This window comes from Streptomyces sp. NPDC033131, from assembly GCF_055578365.1.
The window spans coordinates 392,780-413,677 of sequence record NZ_JBVIPA010000001.1; the positions used below are offsets into that span (position 1 = coordinate 392,780).

Here is a 20,898-nt window from a genome sequence, read left to right on the forward strand (position 1 = left end):
CATCACCGTGTCCCTTCCCGCTACAGGTGCCCTCGGACGGCGCCACTTCCTCGCAGCCTCCGCTGGCGCCGCGCTCACCGCGGCAGCCCTGCCCGGCTGCGCCGCCTCGGTCGACGGAGGCGATGACTCCGGCGGCTCCGGCGGCAAGGGCAAGACGACGCTCACCGTCATGGCCGTGGAAAACGAATTCGACGTCAAGGCAGCCGAAAAGGCGCTGGGGATGAAGGTCAGACTCATCGTCCAGGACAACTCCAAGCTCAACGCCATGCTGGCCGCGAAGACCCCGCCTGACGTGGTGGTGGGCTGGGGCGCGTCGGAGACCTCGTACTTCGCCGCACGAGGGCTGATGACCGACCTGGACCCGTACTTCGCCAAGAGCACGGCGCTCAAGCTGTCCGACCTCGACCCGGTCAACGACGTCTGGCGCTTCGACGGCACCAAGCAGGGCGCGGGCCCCCGCTACGGCATGACCAAGGACTACTCGCAGGACCAGATGTTCTGGTACCGCACCGACATGTTCGACGCCGCGAAGCTGGACCATCCCAGCGAGACCGAGCCGCTCTCCTACGACGAGTGGCTGGACATGGGCAAGCGGCTGGTCAAGCGCAGGCTGGGCAAGGTCAAGGTGTACGGGCTGAACGCCACCGGACTGGGCGTCTTCTCCCAGGTCATGGGTATGGCCGCATCGGCCGGCGGCAGTCTGTTCGCCGAGGACCTGGCCTCGGTCGACTTCTCCTCGCCCGAAGCGCTTCAGGCGCTGAAATGGCACCTGGAGTACGCGCGGGCCGACATCGGCCCGAACGTCGCCAACCCCAACCCGGACGGCTGGGACTGGCCCACCTACCAGGCCGGGCGGATGGCGATGGCCTGCGACGGCTACTGGCTCGGCGGGTCGATCGGCGGTGACCCCAAGGTCGCCAAGGTGTCGCGCTTCGCTCCCGCGCCCCAGATGGGCAGCCACCGCATCAGCCCCTGTTTCGGCGCCACCGGTTGCTGGATCCCCAAGGAGGCCAAGAACAAGGAGGCGGCCTGGACGTTCTTCGAGTGGTACTTCGGCGGCAAGCCCGCCCAGGACCGGGCGAGCAGTGGCTGGGGCATCCCGGCCCTGAAGTCACTGCGTTCGCTGATGCCACAGGGCCAGCCGTTCCAGAAGCAGGCGTTCGAGGTGCAGCAGCAGGAGCTCGCGCACTTCTCGACGCTGACCTTCACCCCGTACGTACAGAGGGCCGCCCTGGACGGTGTCATCAACAAGGTGCTGCCGGGCGCGGTCAAGTCCGGCACCTCGGCGGGGAAGGTCGCCGATGAACTGAACTCGCGTATGAACGAGCAGCTCACCAAGGCCAAGGAACTCGTAAGGTGAGCACCGGTCAGCTCACCGGTCGGGCCGCCGGGCCGCGCGTGCCGTCCCCGTCCTCGGGGCCGGCCCCACGGCCGGCGCGCGGGCGGCGCTCGCTCAGGGCGCGCCGGGCCCGGGATTTCTACCTGTTCGCCGGCCCCTGGATGCTGGGCTTCCTGGCCCTGACGGTCTACCCGCTCGGGTACGCCCTGTGGCTGAGCTTCACCAACTCCGACGGGCTCTCCGACAACTCCCGCTTCGTCGGCCTGGACAACTACCGGGAGGTTTTCACCAACCCTGAGACGATCTCCTCCCTGGCCCGTACTGGGATGTTCACCATGATCACGGTGCCGCTGACGATCCTGGCGGGGCTGATCATGGCGGTGCTGGTGAACCGGCCGATCAAGGCCCGCGGCCTGTTTCGCACCCTGCTGTACCTGCCCGCCGTCGTCCCGCCGGTCGGTGCGGCCCTCACCTTCAAGCTGATCTTCGACCGTGACTCGGGGGCGGCCAACGGCGCCCTGGACTCCCTCGGCGTCAACGGGGTGACCTGGCTGGTGGATCCGTACGCCCGCTACGTGTTGATCATGCTGACGATGTGGGGCGCGGGCAACGTCATGATCATCTCGCTTGCGGGACTCCAGGACATACCCAAAGAGGTGCACGAGGCGGCCCGAGTGGACGGGGCCAGCCCCTGGCAGTCGTTCACCCGCATCACCCTGCCGCTGCTCTCGCCGGTGCTGTTCTTCCAGGTCATCACCGGGGTCATCGCGGCGCTGCAGAGCTTCGCGCCGCTGCTGATCGCGCTTGATCCCACACCCGCAGGGGTGGGCAACGTTCCGGAGAGCAACTATTTCTTCATGATCAACGTCTTCGCCGAGTACTTCGCCAACGGACGCTACGGCTACGCCTCCGCCATGCTGTGGGTGCTCTTCGTGATCATCATGGCCGTCACTTTCCTCCTCTTCAAGCTGAGCAAGGGCGCTGTCTTCTACTCCGTGGAACCGGAGCAGGCGAAGAACAAGCCCCGCACGATCGGAGGCAAGTAATGGTGTTGGCCCGACGCAGTGCCGTCTACATGGTCCTGGTGGCGATCCTCGTCCTCTTTCTCAGTCCCTTCGGCTGGCTCGTCATCACCGCGCTGAAGGAATCTTCCGAGCTGCGCGTCATGCCCATCCACTGGTGGCCGCACGACCCGAGCCTGGAAAACTTCAAGGACGCGCTAACCCACTTCGAGTACTTCGCGTACGCCCGCAACTCCCTGACGATCGCCGGCATCTACTCGGTGCTGATCACGCTCGCCTCGGCCTGGGCCGGATACGGCTTCGCCCGGCTGGACGCGCCGGGAAAGCGAGTGATCTTCGGGGTGCTGATCTCGACGATGATGCTGCCGCAGATCATCACCCTGATCCCCACCTATCTGCTGTTCGCCAGGATGAACCTGCTGAACACCTACATGCCGTGGGTGCTGTGGGGCCTGGCAGGCGCCCCCTTCCTCATCTTCCTGTTCCGGCAGTTCTTCTCCAACATGCCCAAGGAACTGGAGGAGGCCGCGATCGTCGACGGCTGCGGAAGCGTGCGCATCTTCTGGCGCATCTTCCTGCCGCAGTCCTGGCCGGTCATCGCCGCCAGCCTGATCATCTCCTTCAGCTGGAGCTGGGGCGATTACGTCGCCCCCGCCCTGCTGCTGGACTCCGACCGCACCACACTCACCGTCAAGCTCGCCACCGGCTACGTCAACGAACACGGTGCCCAGATGTCCAACCTCGTCGCGGCCGGCGCCGTGATGTACGTCGTGCCCGTGCTCGCGCTCTTCCTCATCATGCAGCGCGGCTTCGTCTCGGGCATCTCCACCTCCGGACTCAAGTAGCCAACTCACCTCTCAGAAGCCGTATCTCAACGGACCGTGATCGCTTGATTTCTGCTGGGCAATCAGATGCGTTACGACCGTTAACACACTTCTGCCAGTAAATCTACCTTGAGCCACCAGCGTAAACATTCTGTGAACTCATCCACCCTTTGGATTGCGTAGCGATTAGAGGTACAGATGCCCTTGCATCGCGGAGGCAGGCTCGCCGCTCTCATCTCGTGTCTGATGACGGCGATGTTCATGTCACTCATGTTCGCGGTCCCGGCTCACGCCGCCACGACGTTGACGACCTACCCGGCGCCCGCGGGTAACCCCCTGAGCACCGACTACACGGTCAAGGTGCGCACTCCGGGCGGAACCTGGATCGACCTGGACGAGTATCAGACTCGGATCGGAGGGCCCTCGAGGGCGTCGTGGGCCTCGTTCGTCTACTTCGACACCAACGGTCCCGTCGAACTGTCCGTCACCCACAACCTGGGTGCCGTGTCGACGGTGAAGGTCAAGCCCTCGGCCAGAGGCATCGCACCGGCGATCAGCGGCAATACCGCGACCTTCACGATCTCGGGGCCGATGAAGCTCGTCGTGGATGTGAACGACAACGTCGATCAGGACTTGATGATCTTCGCCAACCCGCTGGAGACCAACGTGCCCAGCGCGTCGGATCCGGACGTCATCTACTACGGCCCCGGGTTCTACGACACCGGCAACATCACCGTCCCGAGCGGCAAGACGCTGTACATCGCCGGCGGAGCCGTGATCAGGGGCGGCGTCATCGCGGACAACGTCTCCGACGTGACGATCAGGGGGCGCGGCATCCTCTACCGCCCCGACGGCACGGGGGTCTCGGCCGATCACTCGACGAACGTGACCGTCGACGGCATCATCGTCAACGGTTACGGCAACCTGAACAACGGTGGTTACGGGGTCCACATCGGAACCTCGAACAACGTGTCCGTCAACAACGTCAAGCTCCTGGCGTACAGGAAGTGGAGCGATGGAGTGGACGCGATGTCGTCGAACAACATCAACGTCAACGACTCCTACATCCGCACCGGTGACGACAGCATCGCGATCTACGGCTCGCGTGACCCGTTTTTCGGAAGCACGAACGTCTTCAACGTGACCAACTCGATCCTCATGCCGGGCAAAGCGCATCCGGTCAACGTGGGCACACACGGCAATCCGGACGACCCCGACACGATCAGCGGGATCACGATTTCGAACGTGGACATCCTGACGCACAACCCGCTGTCTGGCGTCTTGCCGATTTCTCTCACCGCGAGCGATTCGAACCTCGTGACGGACGTCCTGCTCACGGACATCCGGTGGGAGGACGTACTCGTCGGCAAGTTCCTGGATGTGATCACCTTCAAGAATCCGGGATACGGCTTGTCGGTCGGTCGTGGAATCAACGGCGTCACCGTCAAGAACTTCTCGTACAACGGCACGCTGCAGTACGACAACAACATCTATGGCTACGACGCGACCCGGATGACCCAGAACGTGGCCTTCGAGAACCTGACGGTCAATGGAGCCGTGGTGACGAATGCCGCCGCCGGACGATTCGCGATCGGGAACTACACCAGCAACATCACCTTCTCCGCGGGCGGCGGAACCCCGATCCAGAGCGGACACGTCTACAAGATCCAGAACGCCAAGAGCAGCAAGGTACTCGGCATCACCAACATGTTGAAAACCGACGGCGCGCAAGCCCTGCAGTGGTCGGACAACGGAACAGCCGACCACGAGTGGACATTCACCCAGCTGAGCAATGGCAACTACGAGCTCACGAACGTGAACTCCGGCAAGGTGCTCGGCATCAGCGGCATGTCGACCGCTGACGGCGCGCAAGCCCTGCAGTGGTCGGACAACGGAACAGCCGACCACGAGTGGCAACTGGTGACGTCGGCGAACGGCACCTACAAGCTGGTCAACCGATACAGCTCCAAGGTGCTCGCCATCAAGGACGGATCAACATCCGAAGGCGCGCTCGCGGTGCAACAACTGGCCAACGGTAACCTCGACCAAAGCTGGAACCTCGTGTTCGTCAGGTGACGAAGAAGGGCCGAATCGAGCCCATGCCGTGCCCACCGGATGCTTTCCGCTCCGGTGGGCGCACGTCATCGCGGCGGAACTCTGCGTCACGCCCTCGGACGACTGGACGATCGGCACTTCACCGGGCACCCGTCGACTCGCGATCCATGACGGCGAATGGACCGGCGAACTAGTGTCATGCGCCAGAAATCCTGGAGGTTAGTAAGTACCCTGTCGTCATGTCGCATTCGGGGCCTTCTGCTGTGGCGATCACGTTGTCCGAGGCCGAGCGCGCCGAGTTGGTGCGCCGGACGGAAATGCCGCACCGGCGCTCGGCCGAGAAGGCCCGCATCATCCTGGCGTGTGCTGACGGCATGTCAAACGCGGGTGTCGCACGGCTCATCGGTGTCCAGGCCAAGACGGTCGGCAAGTCAGGATCATCGACGGCCCCGCCTTCGCGGACAGCGCCCGCAGCGCCTGCGTCATGTACGTCGCGTTGAGGCCGTTCTCCAGGTCGATGTCGACGCCGTCGAAGCCGTACGTCTGCATGAGCGCGTACACCGAGTTCGCGAAGTTGGTCGCGGAGGCCGAGTCGTTCACCGACACCGCTCCCCGCTCACCGCCCACCGAGATGATGACCTTCTTCCCGGCGGCCTGCTTCGCCTTCACGTCCGCCTTGAACCGGTCGACCGTGTAGCCGCCCAGCCCGGCGGAGTCGAGGGTGAAGGTGACCGCGCCCGGTGTCGCCGTGGCGTCCGCGAAGGCCACCGCGATGATGTCGTAGTGGGACTGGACGTCCGAGAGCTTCTGGACCGTCGCGCCGTTGTTGAAGTTCTGCCAGTACCCGGTCACCGCGTGCTTCGGCAGCGAGACGTCACCGCCGCCCGGAGACGCCGTGGTCGTGCCCGTCACCGCCGCCGACTTCCCGGACTCTCCCGCCGCGTTGGTCGCCGTGACCTGGAAGGAGTACGACGTCGAGGCAGCCAGCCCCGTCACGGTCGCGGACGTTCCCGTCACCGCCGTCACCTTCGTGCCGTTCCGGTAGACGTGGTAACCGGTGGCGCCCGGGACCGTGCTCCACGACAGGGAGACCGACGAGGACGACGCCCCCGCCACCGACAGACCACTCGGCGCCGCCGGGATCGTGGGCGCCGGATCCCCGCCGCCCCCGTCCGGCCCGAACACCGACACGTCGTCCGCGAAGTACGCCGCCTGCCCGTACCAGCCGTGGGTGTACACCGTCACCGCGGTCGTCGACCCGCCCGTCGTGAACGACGTCGACAGCTGCTTCCACGACGACGAATCCGGCGTCCACGTCGACACGTCCGTCGTGCCCGTGCCCGTCGCGCCCAGGTACGCGTACCCGCCCTGCACCCAGGCCCGCAGCGTGTATGTCGAGTTCGGCTTCACCGCCACGGTCTGGGTGCACCGGGCGTTGTCCTGCCCGGCCGGCGTCGCCTTCAGCGCGGCCGAGCCGCCGTGCGCGGGTGCGGAGACCGTCGTACCGCTGCCCGCGGAGCAGGTCCAGCCGGTCAGTCCCGACTCGAAGCCGGCGTTCCTCGCGTTGTTGACGTCCGCGGCGGACGCCGGGCCCGCGCCGGCCACCGCGAGGGCGAGGGCTGCGGCGACGGCTCCGGAGAGGAGCAGGCGGACGCGTCTGGGTATGCCTGATACGGGGTCCACTGGGGCCTCCGGTGGGGGAGAGGGACGGAGAGGACGACGGTGGCCACCGCTGGCGTACAAGTTGGTCCAGACCAATTCGCCTGTCAAGGGGGCGGGGGCGGGAGGGGGCCGGAGGGTGTTGTCGCCGGGTCAACTCGCCCTCGTAGTAAATGATCTCGTGGCACATGCACCCCATCTGGACTGAAATAGCCCCCTTTTGCACTCCCAACAGGACCAGGAAGTCACAGAAACGCTGTTCTCCGGTCACAGGGGCGTGGATACAGTGCTCAGGTAGTCACGCAGTGAAGTCGACTGGGTGCGCCGGGGTAGGGCCGGGCGGGCCGACAGGCATGGGATTCGGGGAGCTGCGCGTGCCAACTGCCATCGCCGTGACCAGTGCCGACATGGCGCTGCCGCCGCAGGACGATCGGACCATGCCCGCCGTGGTCCTGTCGGGCCTGGACACCGAGCCGCTCGACCGGTCGCTCGCCGTCCTGCAGTCGCTGATCGACCAGCACGGGCATGTGATCGTCGTGTGCTCGCACGCGGTCCCGCAGCAGACGCAACGGCGGCTGCACACCGTACGGTCGCTGCTGGAGAGTGACCGCATCGCCCTGTTCCGTCCCGAACTGCCGCCACTCGGAATCGCCGTCCTGGCACGCCAGTTGAGGCAGCTCGCCTCCTGCGACCTGAGCCCGGGCGTGCTCGCCTCGGCGGGCCGGCTGCTCACCCACTACCTCCACGCCGGGGCGCTCCTCGGCTCCGTGGCCAAACTCGACCGGGTCCCGGTGGGGCTGAAGTCGCACGCCAAGTCCTGGGTACCGGGAAGCCAGTTCGCCGTGCTCGCCCATCCGCAGCCGCAGCTCGAGCGGATGGGGCCCGGGGTCACCCTCGCGGGCCCGGAGTTCGCCACCTCGATGCTGGTGGCCAGGGGGCAGCTCCAGTCCGACTGGGTCAACGACTCGCTGGCCAAGGCGTGGAACGTCCAGGGGCTCCGCGAGAGTCCGCTGCCGGCCGAGTCCGCGCAGTGGTGGGGGACCGGCAGGCTGATCGAGTTCTGCACCTTCCTGCCCGATCTGTCGGTGCTTTACCAACTGGTCACCTCGGTACGGCAGAACACCTGTCACTGGTGCGGCATCGACGTCATCGGCGACCGCTGCGTCTTCTGCTCCGCCACCGCGCCCGTGTCACCTGTTCGCGAGAACCAACTGCCCGCCGGGTAACGCCTCGGAGGCCGACCCCGCACCCCCGACTCCGCTCGACCGAACCCCCAATGAGGTTGCACGGTTCATGAACTCCCGTCAGCGCCGCGGCGTGATACTCCTGCTCCTGTCGGTCCTGTGCGCCCTCGGCGCCTTCGCCGGCGTGCTGTCCGTCATCAACGACGTGAAGTCCAAGGTCGGGCCCGAGGTCACGGCGTACCGGCTGAAGTCCGAGGTCAAGCCCTACACCAGCCTCTCCACCGGCCAGTTCGAGAAGACCGAGATGCCCGAGCGCTGGCTGCCGTCCACCGCGGTCACCGACCTCGCCGAGATCCGCGGCAAGATCGCCGTCACCACGTTGAAGGCCGGGTCCCTGCTGCAGAGCGACATGATCGTCGACCAGCCCGCTCTGCAGCCCGGGCAGCAGGAGGTCGCCATCATGATCGACGCGGCGACCGGGGTCGCGGGCAAGATCACGCCGGGTGCGACGGTCAACGTGTACGCCACGTTCGAGGGACAGCGGGAGGGTGACCCCGCCCAGTCCAAGATCATCGTGACCAACGCCAAGGTCCTCGACGTCGGCAGGCTGACGGCCCTCAAGCCCGACGAGAGCGACCGCACGCGGCAGGAGACCGACGCCGTCCCGATCACCTTCGCGCTGACCACCGTCGACGCCCAGCGCATCACGTACGCCGAGTCGTTCGCCGAGGAGGTCCGGCTCGCGCTCGTCGCACCCGGCACCGACACCACCGTCCCGGAGAAGGACCGCACCTACGAACTCGCCAAGGACAAGTGAGAGGCCGCCATGCCCACGAGGATTCTCCCGGCTGTCGGCGACGCGGACGCGGCCCGGTCCATCACGACCCTCCTCAGCCAGCTCCCCGACGCCGAGCCGGTGTCCCCGGTGGTCGACTCCACGCAGCTCATCGACACCCTGGCGCGCCTCGCCGCCGAGTCGATCGACGAACTGCCCGAGGTGGTCGTCGTCCACGAGCGCATCGGGCCGGTGCCCGCCCTGGAGCTCATCCGTGAAGTCGCCCTCCGCTTCCCGGCCGTCGGCGTCATCCTCGTCACCTCCGACGCCAGCCCCGGCCTGTTCCAGGCGGCGATGGACTACGGCGCCCGCGGCCTGATCGCCCTGCCCCTGGGCTACGAGGAGCTGGCCATCCGGGTGCAGGCGGTCGCCCAGTGGTCGGTCGGCGTACGGCGCCACCTGGGCGCGGGCGGTGACGTGTTCACCGGCGTCGGCGGGACCGTCGTCACGGTCAGCGGCGCCAAGGGAGGCGTGGGCGCGACCCTCACCGCCATCCAACTCGCCCTCGCCGCCCAGGCGTCCGGCCGCAGTACGGCCCTGGTCGACATGGACCTCCAGGCCGGCGACATCGCCTCGTTCCTGGACGTCCAGTTCCGCCGCTCGGTCGTCGACCTGGCCGCCATCACCGACATCTCCCCGCGCGTCCTCGCCGACGCCGTCTTCCGTCACGACACCGGCCTCGCGCTGCTCCTCGCCCCCGGCGAGGGCGAACGCGGCGAGGAGGTCACCGACCGCGCCGCCCGTCAGATCGTCAGCGCGCTGCGCTCCCGCTACGACATCGTCATCGTCGACTGCGGCTCGCAGCTCGGCGGCGCGGGCGCGGCCGCCGTGGAGATGGCCGACACGGCGTTGCTGGTCACCACGCCGGACGTGGTGGCGGTCCGCGGCGCCAAGCGCACGGTGCGCATGTGGGACCGGCTGCAGATCCGCAAGGCCGAGGAGACGACCGTCGTCGTCAACCGCCACACCCGCGGTACGGAGATCCAGCCCCCGCTGATCCAGAAGATCACCGGCACCCCCGTCGCCGGCACCGCGATCCCGGCCAACTTCAAGGAGCTGCAGGGCGCGGTGGACGCCGGGCGCCTCCACGAACTGGACAACAGGAGCACGGTGAAGCAGGCCCTCTGGAGCCTCGCGGGCGAACTGGGGCTGGTCAAGGGGTCCGAGGCGCCCGGCCACCGCGCCGGCCGGCTTCGCGGCGGCGACCGGACGGCGATCGGCTTCCGGCGGCGCAGAGAGCTGGGGAGGTAGCGATGCGCCACGGCATGCGCCCTCCCGGACGGAGACGTCCCGCCTGGCGGAGGGACGACGGCCAGGTCACCGTCGAATTCCTCGGCATGACCCCGCTGATCATCGTCACGCTGGTGCTGATGTGGCAGTTCGTGCTGCTGGGATACACGTACACGCTCGCGGGGAATGCTGCGGACGAGGCGGTGCGGGCGGCGACGGCGGTGCCGGAGGGGGAGCGGCAGGGCGCGTGCGTGCAGGCGGGCATGGACAAGCTCCCGGACGCGTGGAGCGGCACGGTGGAGTGCGGCACGGCCGGCGGTTATGTCACAGCCGACGTCACGCTCCAGGTCCCCGTCCTCTTCCCGGGCTCGATCGGCTTCCCGTTCGAGGTCAAGGGCCACGCGGGGGCCGTGGAGGAGGTGAAGGACTGAGATGCCGTACGACGGGACAGAGCAGGTCGGCGACGGTCTCCTGGGCGACGGAGGGGACCGGGAAGGCCAAGGGGTCTGCGAAGGCCACCTCCGCGATGGGCAGGTCTGCGAAGGCCACCTCCGCGATGGGCAGGTCCGCGAAGGTCGCCTCCGCGATGGGCAGGTCCGCGAAGGCCACCTCCGCGATGGGCAGGTCCGCGAAGGTCGCCTCCGCGACGGACAGGTCCGCAACGGCCGCCCCCGCGATGGGCAGGTCCGCGAAGGCCGCCTCCGCGACGCACAGGCCCGCAACGGCCGCCCCCGCGCAGCCCGCGACCGCGGTCAGGTCGCCCTCGAATACCTCGGGTTCATCCCGATCCTGATCCTCGTGGCGATGGCCGGCGTCCAGATCGGGCTCATCGCCTACACCGCCCAGCAGGCCGGCACGGCGGCCCGGGCCGGAGCGCGCGCCGCCTCGCTCGACCTGGGCGCCCAGGAGGGCTGCCAGAACGCGGTGAGCGACTGGCTGGCGGACCAGACCGACTGCTCCGCCGCGCTCGGCGCCGACGAGGTCACGGTCACCGCCACCGTCCAGATCCCGTCCATCGTCCCCGGCTGGGACTTCGACCCCGCCCAGAAGACCGCCACCATGCCGGTCGACCACTGAGGAAACACCCATGAGCCTGCGGTCACGCATCAACACCCCCGAGGAGAACGGCAGCCGGGGCGAGGACGGCCACCTGGTCGCCTCCTACCGGGCCAAACTGCTGGAGGAGATCGACCTCGCGGAGATGAGCTCGCTGGCGGCGGCCGAGCGCCGGGCCCGTCTCGAGCGGGTGCTCGGGCACATCATCAGCCGTGAGGGCCCGGTCCTGTCGACGGTGGAGCGCTCCCAGCTGATCCGCAGGGTGGTCGACGAGGCGCTGGGCCTCGGCATCCTGGAGCCGCTCCTCGAAGACGCGTCGATCACCGAGATCATGGTGAACGGCCCGGACTCGATCTTCGTCGAACGCGGCGGCCGGGTCGAGCAGTTGCCGCTGCGCTTCCCCTCCCACGACCAGCTGATGCAGACGATCGAGCGCATCGTCTCGACGGTCAACCGGCGGGTCGACGAGTCCAACCCGATGGTCGACGCCCGCCTGCCCTCCGGCGAGCGCGTGAACGTGATCATTCCGCCGCTGTCCCTCACCGGTGCCATCCTCACCATCCGCCGCTTCCCCCGCTCCTTCACGCTCCAGGAACTGGCGGGCTTCGGCTCGCTCGACGACCACATGCTGTACCTGCTCGCGGGCCTGGTGCAGGCGAGGTTCAACATCATCGTCTCGGGCGCGACCGGCACCGGGAAGACCACGCTCCTGAACGCCCTGTCCGGACTCATCCCCGACACCGACCGCATCATCACCATCGAGGACTCGGCCGAACTCCAGCTCCAGCAGCGCCACGTGGTCCGGCTGGAGTCGCGCCCGCCGAACGTGGAGGGCCAGGGCCGGGTCACCATCCGTGACCTGGTCCGCAACTCGCTGCGGATGCGCCCCGACCGGATCGTCGTCGGTGAGGTCCGCGGCGGCGAGTCCCTGGACATGCTCCAGGCGATGTCGACGGGCCACGACGGCTCGCTGGCCACCGTGCACGCCAACAGCGCCGAGGACGCGCTGATGCGGCTCAAGACCCTGGCGTCGATGTCCGAGGTCGAGATCCCCTTCGAGGCGCTGCACGACCAGATCAACAGCGCCATCGACGTGATCATCCAGCTGACCCGGTTCGCCGACGGCGTGCGCCGCATCACGGAGATCGCACTGCTCGACAGCTCCGGCAGCGAGCCGTACCGCATCGCCACCGTCGCCCGCTTCACCGCCCAGCCGATGGCGGCCGACGGCCGGATCTACGGCCGGTTCGAGTACTTCCCGATCCCGCGCCGCACCGCCGACCGCCTCTACATGGCGAGCCAGCCCACGCCCCAGGCCTTCGGCGTGGCCCAGTCCGCAGATCAGCTAGCCACCCGAGTAGCCAGGTAGGAACGACCCCCATGGATCTCCAGAACCTCGTCACCCTCACCACCGGCATCGCGCTGCTGACCTGCGTACTCGCCGTCATCGGCGTCCACACCTACGCCAAGGGCAGGGCACAGCGGGCGGCGCTCGTGGAACGCCTCGCGGCGGCCGGCCAGATACCGCTCACCGGCCGCCGGCGCCACTTCCGCAACCTGGACCGCCGGCTGCGCCGGATGAAACTCGGCCGGAAGCTGGAACTCCGCCTCGCCGCGACCGGCCTGGACATCACCCCCGGTGAGTTCTTCGCCGGCATGCTCGCCGCGGTCGCCGGCCTCTGGCTGATCGGCCAGGCCATGCTGGCCCCCTTCTTCGGGCCGATCGCCGGACTGCTGGGGATCTGGGCGGCGGTCCAGTTCCTCAACTGGCAGCGGCAGCAGCGCATCGAGAAGTTCATCAACCAACTCCCCGAGATGGCCCGCATCCTCGCCAACGCGACCCAGGCCGGACTGGCCCTGCGTACGGCGATCGGAATGGCCGCGGACGAGCTGGAGGCCCCCGCCGGCGAGGAACTCGCCAAGGTGGCCAACCAGCTGGCGGTGGGCGCGACGCTGGACGACGCGCTGGGCGAGATGGCCGAACGACTGCCGTCCCGCGAACTGGTCGTCCTGGTCACGACCCTGGTCCTGTCCAACCGGGCGGGCGGCCAGGTGGTGAGCGCGCTGCGCAACCTCACGGAGACGCTGGAGGAGCGCAAGGAGACCAGGCGCGAGGTCCGCACCCAGCTGTCCCAGGTGAACATGACCTCGTACGCCGTCCCCGTCCTCGGCGTGGGCTCGCTCTTCCTCATGAACGGCGTGAAGGACGGCGCCCTGGACCGCATGACGGGCTCGCCGGTCGGCCAGGGGGCGGTCATCGTCGCTTTCGCCCTGTACGCGGTGGGCTTCATCCTCATCCGCCGCCTGTCCCGCATCGACGTCTGAGCGGCGGAGGATCACCCATGGCACTCCTGCTCGCCCTGCTGATGGGCCTCAGCGTCTGGGGCGTCTTCGCCGGCATCCGCATGTACCGGGCCGACGCCAAGCTGCCCAGCGACCTCGCGCTGGCCCTGGAGGTCGGCGCCACCCGCACCGGCGCGGTCGACTCACTGATCGACCGCATGGGCATGCGCTACGCACCCGCGGTCCTACGGCTGATGGGCCCCAAGCAGGTCGCGAAGTACCGCCGCAAGATCGACCTCGCGGGCAACCCCGGCGGCCTGACGATCGACCGCTACGCGGCCCGCCGGGCGGTCTACGGCTTCCTGGGCGGCGTCGGCTTCCTGGTCTTCCTGCTCCGGGGCGACCTCCTGGTGGCCCTGTTGCTGCTGGCCTTCGGCGCGTTCTGGACGGAGGTCGGCATCTGGTCGGCGATCCGGATCCGCAAGGACGTCATCGAGCGGACCCTGCCGGACTTCCTGGACGTGCTCGCGGTGGTGGTGAGCGCGGGACTGGGCTTCCGGCAGGCACTCGACCGGGTGTCGTCGAAGTACGAGGGCCCCTGGGCCGACGAACTGCGCATCACCCTCCGTCAGATGGACCTCGGCATGAGCCGCCGCCAGGCCTTCGCGGAACTGCGCCGGCGCAACGACTCCGAGCAGGTGGCGATGTTCGTCACGGCCCTGCAGCAGGGGGAGGAGCTGGGCGCGCCGATCGTCGACACCCTCGTCTCCCTGGCCAAGGACATGCGCCGCACGGACGCCCAGAACGCCCGCCGCAAGGCCGCCCGCGCGGTCCCCAAGGCCACGATGATGATCACGACGTTCATGGTCCCGGCCACGATGATCCTGCTGGGGGCGGGCCTGCTGCTCGGGTCGGGAACGGACTTCGGATCCATCACGGGGGAGTAGGGGGCATGGTGACGCTGAGGAGGCCGGGGCGGGGGACGAATCCCTCCGCGGCGGCGATCGGACGCCGCGCGAGCGCCGACGGAGACCAGGCCCCACCGGGGGCCCACCTCGACGCACCCGCACTCTCCGTCCAGGTGAACGCCCTCCAGGCCCTGTGCCGCCAGGTCTTCGGCTTCCGCCTCGCCATGATCGCCCTCGCCGCCCCGGCCGCCCTCCTCAACGCCAACCCCGGCCTGGGCGTCCGCCTGGTCGGCGCGGCCGTGGTGGTCACCTTCATGACCTCCTACGCCCTGTTCAGGGACTGGGAACGCTTCGGGCCCCTCCTCCTGCGCCACCCCACCCTCCTCGCGGCCGACACCCTCCTCGGCTCCCTGCTCCTGGTCTCCGCGGGCCCGGACACCACCCTCGCCTACGTCAGCGTCTGCACGCCCCTCCTCGCCGGCCTCCTCTACGGCTGGCGAGGCGCAGCCGTCTTCGCGTCGGCCCAGTCGCTGCTCCTCCTGCTGGTCTACGCGACCCTCAAGGACGGCCCCCACCTGGGCCCGGCGGAGCGGCTGCTCCTGCCCGGACTCTGCGTCATCACCGGCGCCGTGGGCTCCACCCTGCGCAACCTCATGCTCCGCTTCGGCACGGCGACACAGGCGCTGGCCACCGTCAGGGCCCGCCTCGCCGTCACCGAGGCGGTCGGCGCCGAACGGGCCCGTCTGGCCCGCGAGATGCACGACTCCGTCGCCAAGACCCTGCACGGCGTGGCCCTCGCGGCGGACGGCCTGGCCCACTCGGCGGGCTCGGCGGACATGGACCCGGCCCAGGTGAAGCAGCAGGCCGAACTGGTCGCCCGCGCCGCCCGCCGCGCCGCCGCCGAATCCCGCGAACTCCTCACCGACCTGCGCCGCGAGTCGGACCCGGCCCACTCCATGGACGTGCTGTCCGAACTGGCCGCCCGCACCGAGGACTTCGGCACCCGTACGGGCCTCCGGGCCACCTACCACCCCACGGGCGAGGGCGGCACCGAGCCGCCCCTCGTCCCACCCGCCGTGGCCCGGCACCTCCTCGCCATCGCCACGGAGGCCATGGAGAACGCCCACCGCCACGCCCGTGCGACACGCGTGGAGGTGCACGCCGGCGTCCACGGCGACCTGCTCCGCATCAGCGTGTACGACGACGGACGCGGCCTCCCCCCGGACACCACGCTCGAACACCTCCGCAGGTCCGGCCACTTCGGCCTGGTCGGCATGGTCGAACGAGCGGCGTCGGTGGGCGCCCGCATCGACATCGGCCGGGGCGCCCACGCGAGGGGCACGGAGATCCTGGTGGAACTCCCCCTGGAAGCCGTGACCCGGAACCAGCCCGTACCCCCCAGCCACCCCGCAGCCAATCCCCAGCCAACCCCCACCCTTTGAGAGGAGGCCGAAAGATGCCGGACCAAGACACGTCACCCCGCACCCCCCTGCACGTCGTCGTGGCGGACGACAACCCGGTGGTACGAGCTGGCCTCACCGCCCTGCTCTCCGGCCGCGCGGACATCACGGTCGTCGCGGAGGCCGCCGACGGCCACGAGGCCTGCACGGCGGCCCGCGACCATCGCCCCGACGTGGTCCTCCTGGACGTCCGCATGCCCGGCATGGACGGCATCTCGGCACTCCCGTACCTGGTGCGGATCGCACCCGTACTGATGCTGACCTACAGCGCCGAGCCGGAGACCGTCCAGGAGGCCCTGCGCCGGGGTGCCGCCGGGTACCTGGTCCACGGCGAGTTCACGGTGAACGAACTCGTCACGGCCGTATGGACTGCCGCCGCACAGGAAGGTGCGACTGCATACGAAAATACGGAAGCAATCATTCCGTCGGCGGGCACTGAACTGCGCTCCCCACCAGCCTATTTCGCCCTACGTGGCCTCCCGTCCCCAGGTGATACAAGTAATTTCCGCAAAGGGCTTTCGCAACTGCAACCAACTGTGGGACAGTCGTCGAGGTTGCGGTTCCGGCTGAGTACGAGGGAGGCGGAGATCATGGACCTCATCGCATCGGGGATGAACAACCAGCAGATCGCCGCCACCTGCTTCATCAGCGAGAAGACGGTCAAGAACCACATCAACCGCATCTTCGCCAAGCTCCACAGCACCAGCCGCTCCCAGGCCGCCGCGAAGTGGCTGGGCACGGCACCGAGTTCGTACCGGGGACTGGGGTGACCTGTGACGACCGGGAATTGGGCCCAGGGGCCCTCGGCAGGGCGGGGTGTTCCGGCTTACGGTTCGCGTGTCGAAGGCGACGACAGCGGAGGGGAACACCATGAGCAACTGGATCAACACGACCATCACGTACCTTCAGGCCCGCGCTGCCCGCGCTGCCCGCGACGACAGGGGGCAGACCGCGGTGGAGTACCTGGGGATCATCGCGGTGGTGGTGGCGATCGTGTTGGCGATCACGGGGACGGACATCGGGCAGACGATTTACGACGCGATCGTGGAGAGGGTCGACGAAGTCGTCGGTGCTTGAGGCGCCCCTCTGAGGGCAGCGACGCAGGGCAGGCTTTCCCCATCTACATCATGGTGGTGGCGGGTCTGCTCTTTCTCGCGTTCGCGTACCTCGCGGTCGGCCAGGCAGCGGCGAACCGGAACGGCGCCCAGACGGCCGCCGACGCGGCGGCGCTGGCGGCGGCCCTGGACACCCGGGACCAACTCGCGGACAGGTGGGTGGAGGACGTACTCGATCCCACCAAGTGGCAGGACATCTTCGACGGCATCGCGGAAGGGCTGGCCCCTTCGTGCTGGCGCGCGGACCAGCTCGCCGCGGAGAACGACGCCGACGCGCAGTGCGGACCGGACGGGCCATTGGCCTACACGGTCGACGTGAAGACCAACAAGTCGGTCGGAGAGTCCATCGTCCCTGGCACGGAGGACCGATACTCCGAGGCGTCAGCGACCGCGGTGATCGAACCGCTGTGTGAGGTTCCCGGAGAGGATGCCGGGGACGACGTACTGCCACAGCTCACCTGCAAGGACAGGAACTGGGACCTGGACCCGGACGACCTCACCGTTTTGCCGGAACCCAAGGACCTCTTCGATGTCCATCTGGCCGACTGACGAGCGAACGACGAGTGATGAAGGAAGCGGAGAGATGAGCAATCGGTTCACTGCGAGGGCCCGCAGGGGGATGGTCGCGTTGACCGTGGCGGCCGGTCTGGCCGTCGGTGTGGCCGGCTGCGGGGGTGGAGGTGACGACGAGAAGCCGGAGGCATCGGCGTCCGCCACCAAGGACGGCGGGTCCGGTCCGAGTACTCAGGAGGGGACCGACGAACTTCTGGCCGAGCTCAAGGGGGAAGACGGTCTGATCCTCCGGATCGCTTCCGCGCAGAGGGACTCCGGGGGGTTCGTCACCGTGAGCGGTGAGCTGAAGAACGACAGTGACGAGGCGGCGCGGATTTCGGTACGGACAGCGGGCGACGAGACCGAGATCATCAGGCATGGCTCATCCCTCGGCGGGGCGACCCTCGTGGACTCTGCGACCAAGAAGCGCTACTACGTGCTGCGCGACACGGACGGCCGTCCGCTGACGACCACGGGCATGCCGAGGATCGACGCAGGCGGGTCCATCCCGGTGTTCATGCAGTTTCCCGCGCCACCGACCAGCACATCCGAAGTGACCTTCCAGCTGCCGACCTTCGCCAGCGGCACCATCACGATCTCCGGGTGAGGCCCCCATGACCCCCAACCCACCCCGCCTCGCCCTGACCCTCACCGCCGCCTCCGTCCTGATCGCCGCGAACCTCTTCACGGCGTCCACGGCCCACGCGGACGACACCCCGAGCGTCCCCCCGGGCACCGAGCCCTCGGCCTCCGCCCCCGTCAACGTCGACGCCAACGACCCCGACCTCAAGCTCCCCGAGGGCGCCACCCTCGCCGAGGCCAAGGTGCTCGACATCAAGCAGGTCGTCGAAGACCAGAGCGGTGACGAACGCCGTGAGGACACGAACGCGGACGTGAAGTTCGCGCTCCAGGCAGAGGTGCTGTTCGGCAAGGACAGCGCGAAGCTCAGCGCCGAGGCCAAGGCCCGCATCTTCGCGATCGCCGAGGAGATCAAGACCCAGGACGCGACGAAGATCCGCGTGTTCGGCTTCACGGACAACCTCGGTTCCTCCGCCCACGGCGACGTCCTGTCCAAGCGGCGGGCCAACGCGGTGCAGGACGTCCTGGACCAGGAACTCAACGACCCGAACCTGGTCTTCGAGGTCCGCGGCTACGGCGAGCAGTACCCGATCTCCTCGAACGCGACGGAGTCCGGCCGCAAGAAGAACCGACGGGTGGAGGTGTCCTTCCCGCGAACGGAGAGCTGAGCCGAGCAACCCCCGTGCGCCCAATGTCCACGTCGCGAAAGCAGTGACATGCCGGATGCCGTGATCCGCGTGCCCGCCGAAGTCCGTGAGCAGCTCGCCGCGGCGGCGGAGGCGCGTGGAATCAGTCTTCGTGCCTTGATGCAGCAGCTTGCCGCGAGGCTCTGACCCCCGAGCAGTCTAGGAACAGCGGACCGACCGCACCCGTGCCCTCCTCTTCGAGTTGTTCGGACACCAGGTGACGGACGAGGAATTTGCAGTGATGCGACGCAGGATGCGGGAAGCCGCCGCCGCTCACCGGGCCGCTCTCGTGGAGGCGAAGTCGCCCCGTTGAACCAGCCCGAACCGATCCACCCGGCTGCGGATCTCCTCGTTCGAGTGACCATGCTCCAGAGACGAGGGGCGTGCTTCGAGGGACTGCTTACGGTCGATGGGACCAGCGCATGATGAGTTCAGTCGTGATTTCCGATAGGTGCTCTGAACCACACCCGCTGGAAGCTGTCGCGGGACCGTAGAGCCACTGCTGACTGCGTCGAGCCCTCAGAGGTGGTTGCAGAGCGTGAGCAGATTCGTCTGGCGCTCGCACTGGGGCAGCTGGTGTACGACCGTCGTGTGGCCCTTGGGCTGACGCAGTCGGCCTTGGCTGAGCGCCTTGGGATGACCGCCGACGAAGTGGCAGCCGTTGAACTGGGTGGCTTGCTCCCGATCACCGCGGATCTGCTGGTCAGGCCGGCGGCAGCACTCGACGTCACGGTCGACCTGCATGTGGTCTCCGATGGGAGTAACACCGTGGCGTTCGAAGATCACGCGGCCTGAGTGTGGGTCGGCGCCCCGGCCTCCCGTCACCAGTACGTGCAGCGAGCGCAACGGTGTCATTCCCCAATGGTCCGTCCGAACTGACGTCGCCATGACGTGTCAGAGCAGGTGGTCCACCTTGCCGGCCTTGATGTCCCGGATGAGCGTACGGAGGGCGTCGCGGCTGTCGGTCAGGTGGTGCTCCTCCTGTCCGGCGACGGCGATGTAGGCGTTGTGGTCGTCGGTGCCTATGCGGAAGCAGTTGTTGCCCTCGGCGCAGAAGGGCTCTTCCCAGGTGATGTCGGCCATGGTGGTGACTCCTCAGAGTTGGCGGGCGATGGCGTGGATGAAGTCCCGTGAGGCCTGCGGGTCCTGCGAGTTGGCGTGCCACCAGTCCATGTGTGCACGGTACTTGGAGAGCTGTGCTTCGGCATGAGTGAACTCTCCGCCATGTGCTGAGTCCAGCTGCACGGTGTCGAGTTGGGGGACGGCACCGCGGGCGTACAGCACCGCATGGCCGGCTCCCGGGAAGGCTCCCACTTCGACTGGCAGGACGCGCACGTCGATGTTCTCCCGTTCGGACATCTCGCACAGGTGCTGAAGCTGCTCCCGGGTTGTACGTCGCCCGCCGAACTGCATGCGCAGCGCCCACTCGTGGACGTACGCGACGTACGAGACGGGGTCGTCGTTCCGTTCCAGGACCTGCTGCCGTTGCACACGCTGTGCCACCCGTAGTTCGACCTCCGACTGGGGCAACGGCGGCAACGCGGAGTCGAAGATGGCGCGGGCGTACCCGCTCAACTGCAACAGTCCGGGCACGTGCACGGTCTGCAAGGTCCGCAGCTGCGTGGCGAACCACTCCAACTCGGCGACATCCAGAAGCCCCTGGGGCAGGTTCCCTCGGTACTGCTCCCACCAGCCCCTCTTGCGTGAGTCGGCCATGGCGACCAGAGCGTTGACGTAGGCCTGGTCCGGGCAGTCGTAATTGCTGGCGAGAATCCGGATGCGGTCGGGCGAGATGGCGCGAATGCCCGACTCCATGTTGGAGACCTTCGTACGGTCCAGCCCGAGGAGCCCCGCGGCGTACTCCGTGGTCTTGCCCGCCGCGAGCCGCATCCCGCGCAACTCCGCGCCCAGACGCCGCTGTCGCTCGGTCGGTGTGGGCCGTGTCGGCATTCTGCACCTTCCTCCCCGCTTGGTCGGAGGTCAGTCTGCCCTGGCGTCCTCCACCGGTCCAAGCTGATGGAGGCAATGTTCCGAGGTGGGTGGCACACGTGCCACACAATCATCTACAGTCGGTGACAGATCGACTACGATCCGCCGCCAAGCCGGAAGCG

General features: G+C 68.1%; 21 protein-coding genes and 2 pseudogenes. 20 read left to right on the plus strand and 3 right to left on the minus strand.

Annotation, left to right across the window (positions count from 1 at the left end; translation table 11 throughout):
- Nucleotides 1-7 precede the first annotated feature (7 nt).
- From ACZ5XS_RS01690 to ACZ5XS_RS01705, 4 genes are all read left to right on the plus strand, one after another.
- Nucleotides 8-1,360 (plus strand): extracellular solute-binding protein, encoded by a 1,353-nt coding sequence (locus ACZ5XS_RS01690; protein WP_468647223.1) that lies wholly within the window; start codon nt 8-10, stop codon nt 1,358-1,360.
- A complete protein-coding gene (locus ACZ5XS_RS01695; RefSeq protein ID WP_468647224.1) occupies nt 1,357-2,385 on the plus strand; it encodes a carbohydrate ABC transporter permease in 1,029 nt (342 codons plus the stop codon). Before ACZ5XS_RS01690 ends, ACZ5XS_RS01695 begins: the two co-directional genes overlap by 4 nt.
- Nucleotides 2,385-3,206 carry a carbohydrate ABC transporter permease gene (locus tag ACZ5XS_RS01700; protein WP_468647225.1) on the plus strand — a complete coding sequence of 274 codons (822 nt, stop codon included), beginning with the start codon at nt 2,385-2,387 and terminating at the stop codon, nt 3,204-3,206. The genes ACZ5XS_RS01695 and ACZ5XS_RS01700 overlap by 1 nt, the downstream gene beginning before the upstream one ends.
- 483 nt (nt 3,207-3,689) lie before the next feature.
- Nucleotides 3,690-5,261: an RICIN domain-containing protein gene (locus ACZ5XS_RS01705; protein WP_468647226.1), complete on the plus strand. Its 1,572-nt coding sequence runs from the start codon at nt 3,690-3,692 to the stop codon at nt 5,259-5,261.
- Nucleotides 5,262-5,660: 399 nt separating this feature from the next.
- Here the strand turns inward: ACZ5XS_RS01705 and ACZ5XS_RS01710 are convergent.
- A pseudogene (locus tag ACZ5XS_RS01710) lies at nt 5,661-6,923 on the minus strand (carbohydrate binding domain-containing protein); the annotation flags it as partial.
- Between the two features lie 329 nt (nt 6,924-7,252).
- Here ACZ5XS_RS01710 and ACZ5XS_RS01715 point away from each other — a divergent pair.
- The 16 genes and pseudogenes from ACZ5XS_RS01715 (at nt 7,253) to ACZ5XS_RS01790 (ending at nt 19,582) form a co-directional block, all read left to right on the plus strand.
- The gene (locus tag ACZ5XS_RS01715) at nt 7,253-8,125 is read left to right on the plus strand and encodes a hypothetical protein (RefSeq protein WP_468647227.1); all 873 of its coding nucleotides are present in this window, start codon (nt 7,253-7,255) and stop codon (nt 8,123-8,125) included.
- A 67-nt stretch (nt 8,126-8,192) separates the two neighbouring features.
- Nucleotides 8,193-8,900 (plus strand): Flp pilus assembly protein CpaB, encoded by a 708-nt coding sequence (gene cpaB / locus ACZ5XS_RS01720; RefSeq protein ID WP_468647228.1) that lies wholly within the window; start codon nt 8,193-8,195, stop codon nt 8,898-8,900.
- Between the two features lie 9 nt (nt 8,901-8,909).
- The gene (locus ACZ5XS_RS01725) at nt 8,910-10,169 is read left to right on the plus strand and encodes an AAA family ATPase (RefSeq protein WP_468647229.1); all 1,260 of its coding nucleotides are present in this window, start codon (nt 8,910-8,912) and stop codon (nt 10,167-10,169) included.
- A 2-nt stretch (nt 10,170-10,171) separates the two neighbouring features.
- Nucleotides 10,172-10,579, plus strand: a complete 408-nt coding sequence (locus tag ACZ5XS_RS01730; RefSeq protein WP_468647230.1) for a TadE/TadG family type IV pilus assembly protein — start codon at nt 10,172-10,174, stop codon at nt 10,577-10,579.
- A 301-nt stretch (nt 10,580-10,880) separates the two neighbouring features.
- Nucleotides 10,881-11,225, plus strand: a pseudogene (locus ACZ5XS_RS01735) (TadE/TadG family type IV pilus assembly protein); the annotation flags it as partial.
- 10 nt (nt 11,226-11,235) lie between these two features.
- Nucleotides 11,236-12,573: a CpaF family protein gene (locus ACZ5XS_RS01740; RefSeq protein WP_468647231.1), complete on the plus strand. Its 1,338-nt coding sequence runs from the start codon at nt 11,236-11,238 to the stop codon at nt 12,571-12,573.
- An 11-nt stretch (nt 12,574-12,584) separates the two neighbouring features.
- Nucleotides 12,585-13,529, plus strand: coding sequence for a type II secretion system F family protein (locus tag ACZ5XS_RS01745; protein WP_468647232.1), 945 nt, complete (start codon nt 12,585-12,587; stop codon nt 13,527-13,529).
- Nucleotides 13,530-13,546: 17 nt separating this feature from the next.
- Nucleotides 13,547-14,434 (plus strand): DUF5936 domain-containing protein, encoded by an 888-nt coding sequence (locus tag ACZ5XS_RS01750; protein WP_468647233.1) that lies wholly within the window; start codon nt 13,547-13,549, stop codon nt 14,432-14,434.
- Between the two features lie 5 nt (nt 14,435-14,439).
- On the plus strand, nt 14,440-15,837 hold the full coding sequence (locus ACZ5XS_RS01755) for a sensor histidine kinase (protein ID WP_468647234.1): 1,398 nt from the start codon (nt 14,440-14,442) through the stop codon (nt 15,835-15,837).
- Between the two features lie 14 nt (nt 15,838-15,851).
- Nucleotides 15,852-16,625, plus strand: coding sequence for a response regulator (locus tag ACZ5XS_RS01760; protein ID WP_468647235.1), 774 nt, complete (start codon nt 15,852-15,854; stop codon nt 16,623-16,625).
- A 100-nt stretch (nt 16,626-16,725) separates the two neighbouring features.
- Nucleotides 16,726-16,932, plus strand: coding sequence for a hypothetical protein (locus ACZ5XS_RS01765; protein ID WP_468647236.1), 207 nt, complete (start codon nt 16,726-16,728; stop codon nt 16,930-16,932).
- Nucleotides 16,929-17,519, plus strand: a complete 591-nt coding sequence (locus tag ACZ5XS_RS01770; protein ID WP_468647237.1) for a pilus assembly protein TadG-related protein — start codon at nt 16,929-16,931, stop codon at nt 17,517-17,519. Before ACZ5XS_RS01765 ends, ACZ5XS_RS01770 begins: the two co-directional genes overlap by 4 nt.
- A 34-nt stretch (nt 17,520-17,553) precedes the next feature.
- Nucleotides 17,554-18,129 carry a hypothetical protein gene (locus ACZ5XS_RS01775; protein WP_468647238.1) on the plus strand — a complete coding sequence of 192 codons (576 nt, stop codon included), beginning with the start codon at nt 17,554-17,556 and terminating at the stop codon, nt 18,127-18,129.
- 7 nt (nt 18,130-18,136) lie between these two features.
- A complete protein-coding gene (locus ACZ5XS_RS01780) occupies nt 18,137-18,769 on the plus strand; it encodes an OmpA family protein (protein ID WP_468647239.1) in 633 nt (210 codons plus the stop codon).
- 48 nt (nt 18,770-18,817) lie between these two features.
- Nucleotides 18,818-18,934, plus strand: a complete 117-nt coding sequence (locus ACZ5XS_RS01785) for an Arc family DNA-binding protein (protein ID WP_468647240.1) — start codon at nt 18,818-18,820, stop codon at nt 18,932-18,934.
- A 378-nt stretch (nt 18,935-19,312) separates the two neighbouring features.
- On the plus strand, nt 19,313-19,582 hold the full coding sequence (locus tag ACZ5XS_RS01790) for a helix-turn-helix domain-containing protein (RefSeq protein ID WP_468647241.1): 270 nt from the start codon (nt 19,313-19,315) through the stop codon (nt 19,580-19,582).
- A gap of 99 nt (nt 19,583-19,681) precedes the next feature.
- Here the strand turns inward: ACZ5XS_RS01790 and ACZ5XS_RS01795 are convergent, their stop codons facing one another.
- Together ACZ5XS_RS01795 and ACZ5XS_RS01800 are read right to left on the minus strand one after the other, a co-directional pair.
- Nucleotides 19,682-19,870: a hypothetical protein gene (locus ACZ5XS_RS01795; protein ID WP_468647242.1), complete on the minus strand. Its 189-nt coding sequence runs from the start codon at nt 19,868-19,870 to the stop codon at nt 19,682-19,684.
- A gap of 12 nt (nt 19,871-19,882) precedes the next feature.
- Complete coding sequence (locus ACZ5XS_RS01800; protein ID WP_468647243.1) at nt 19,883-20,737, minus strand: helix-turn-helix domain-containing protein; 855 nt, start codon at nt 20,735-20,737, stop codon at nt 19,883-19,885.
- Between the last annotated feature and the right edge of the window lie 161 nt (nt 20,738-20,898).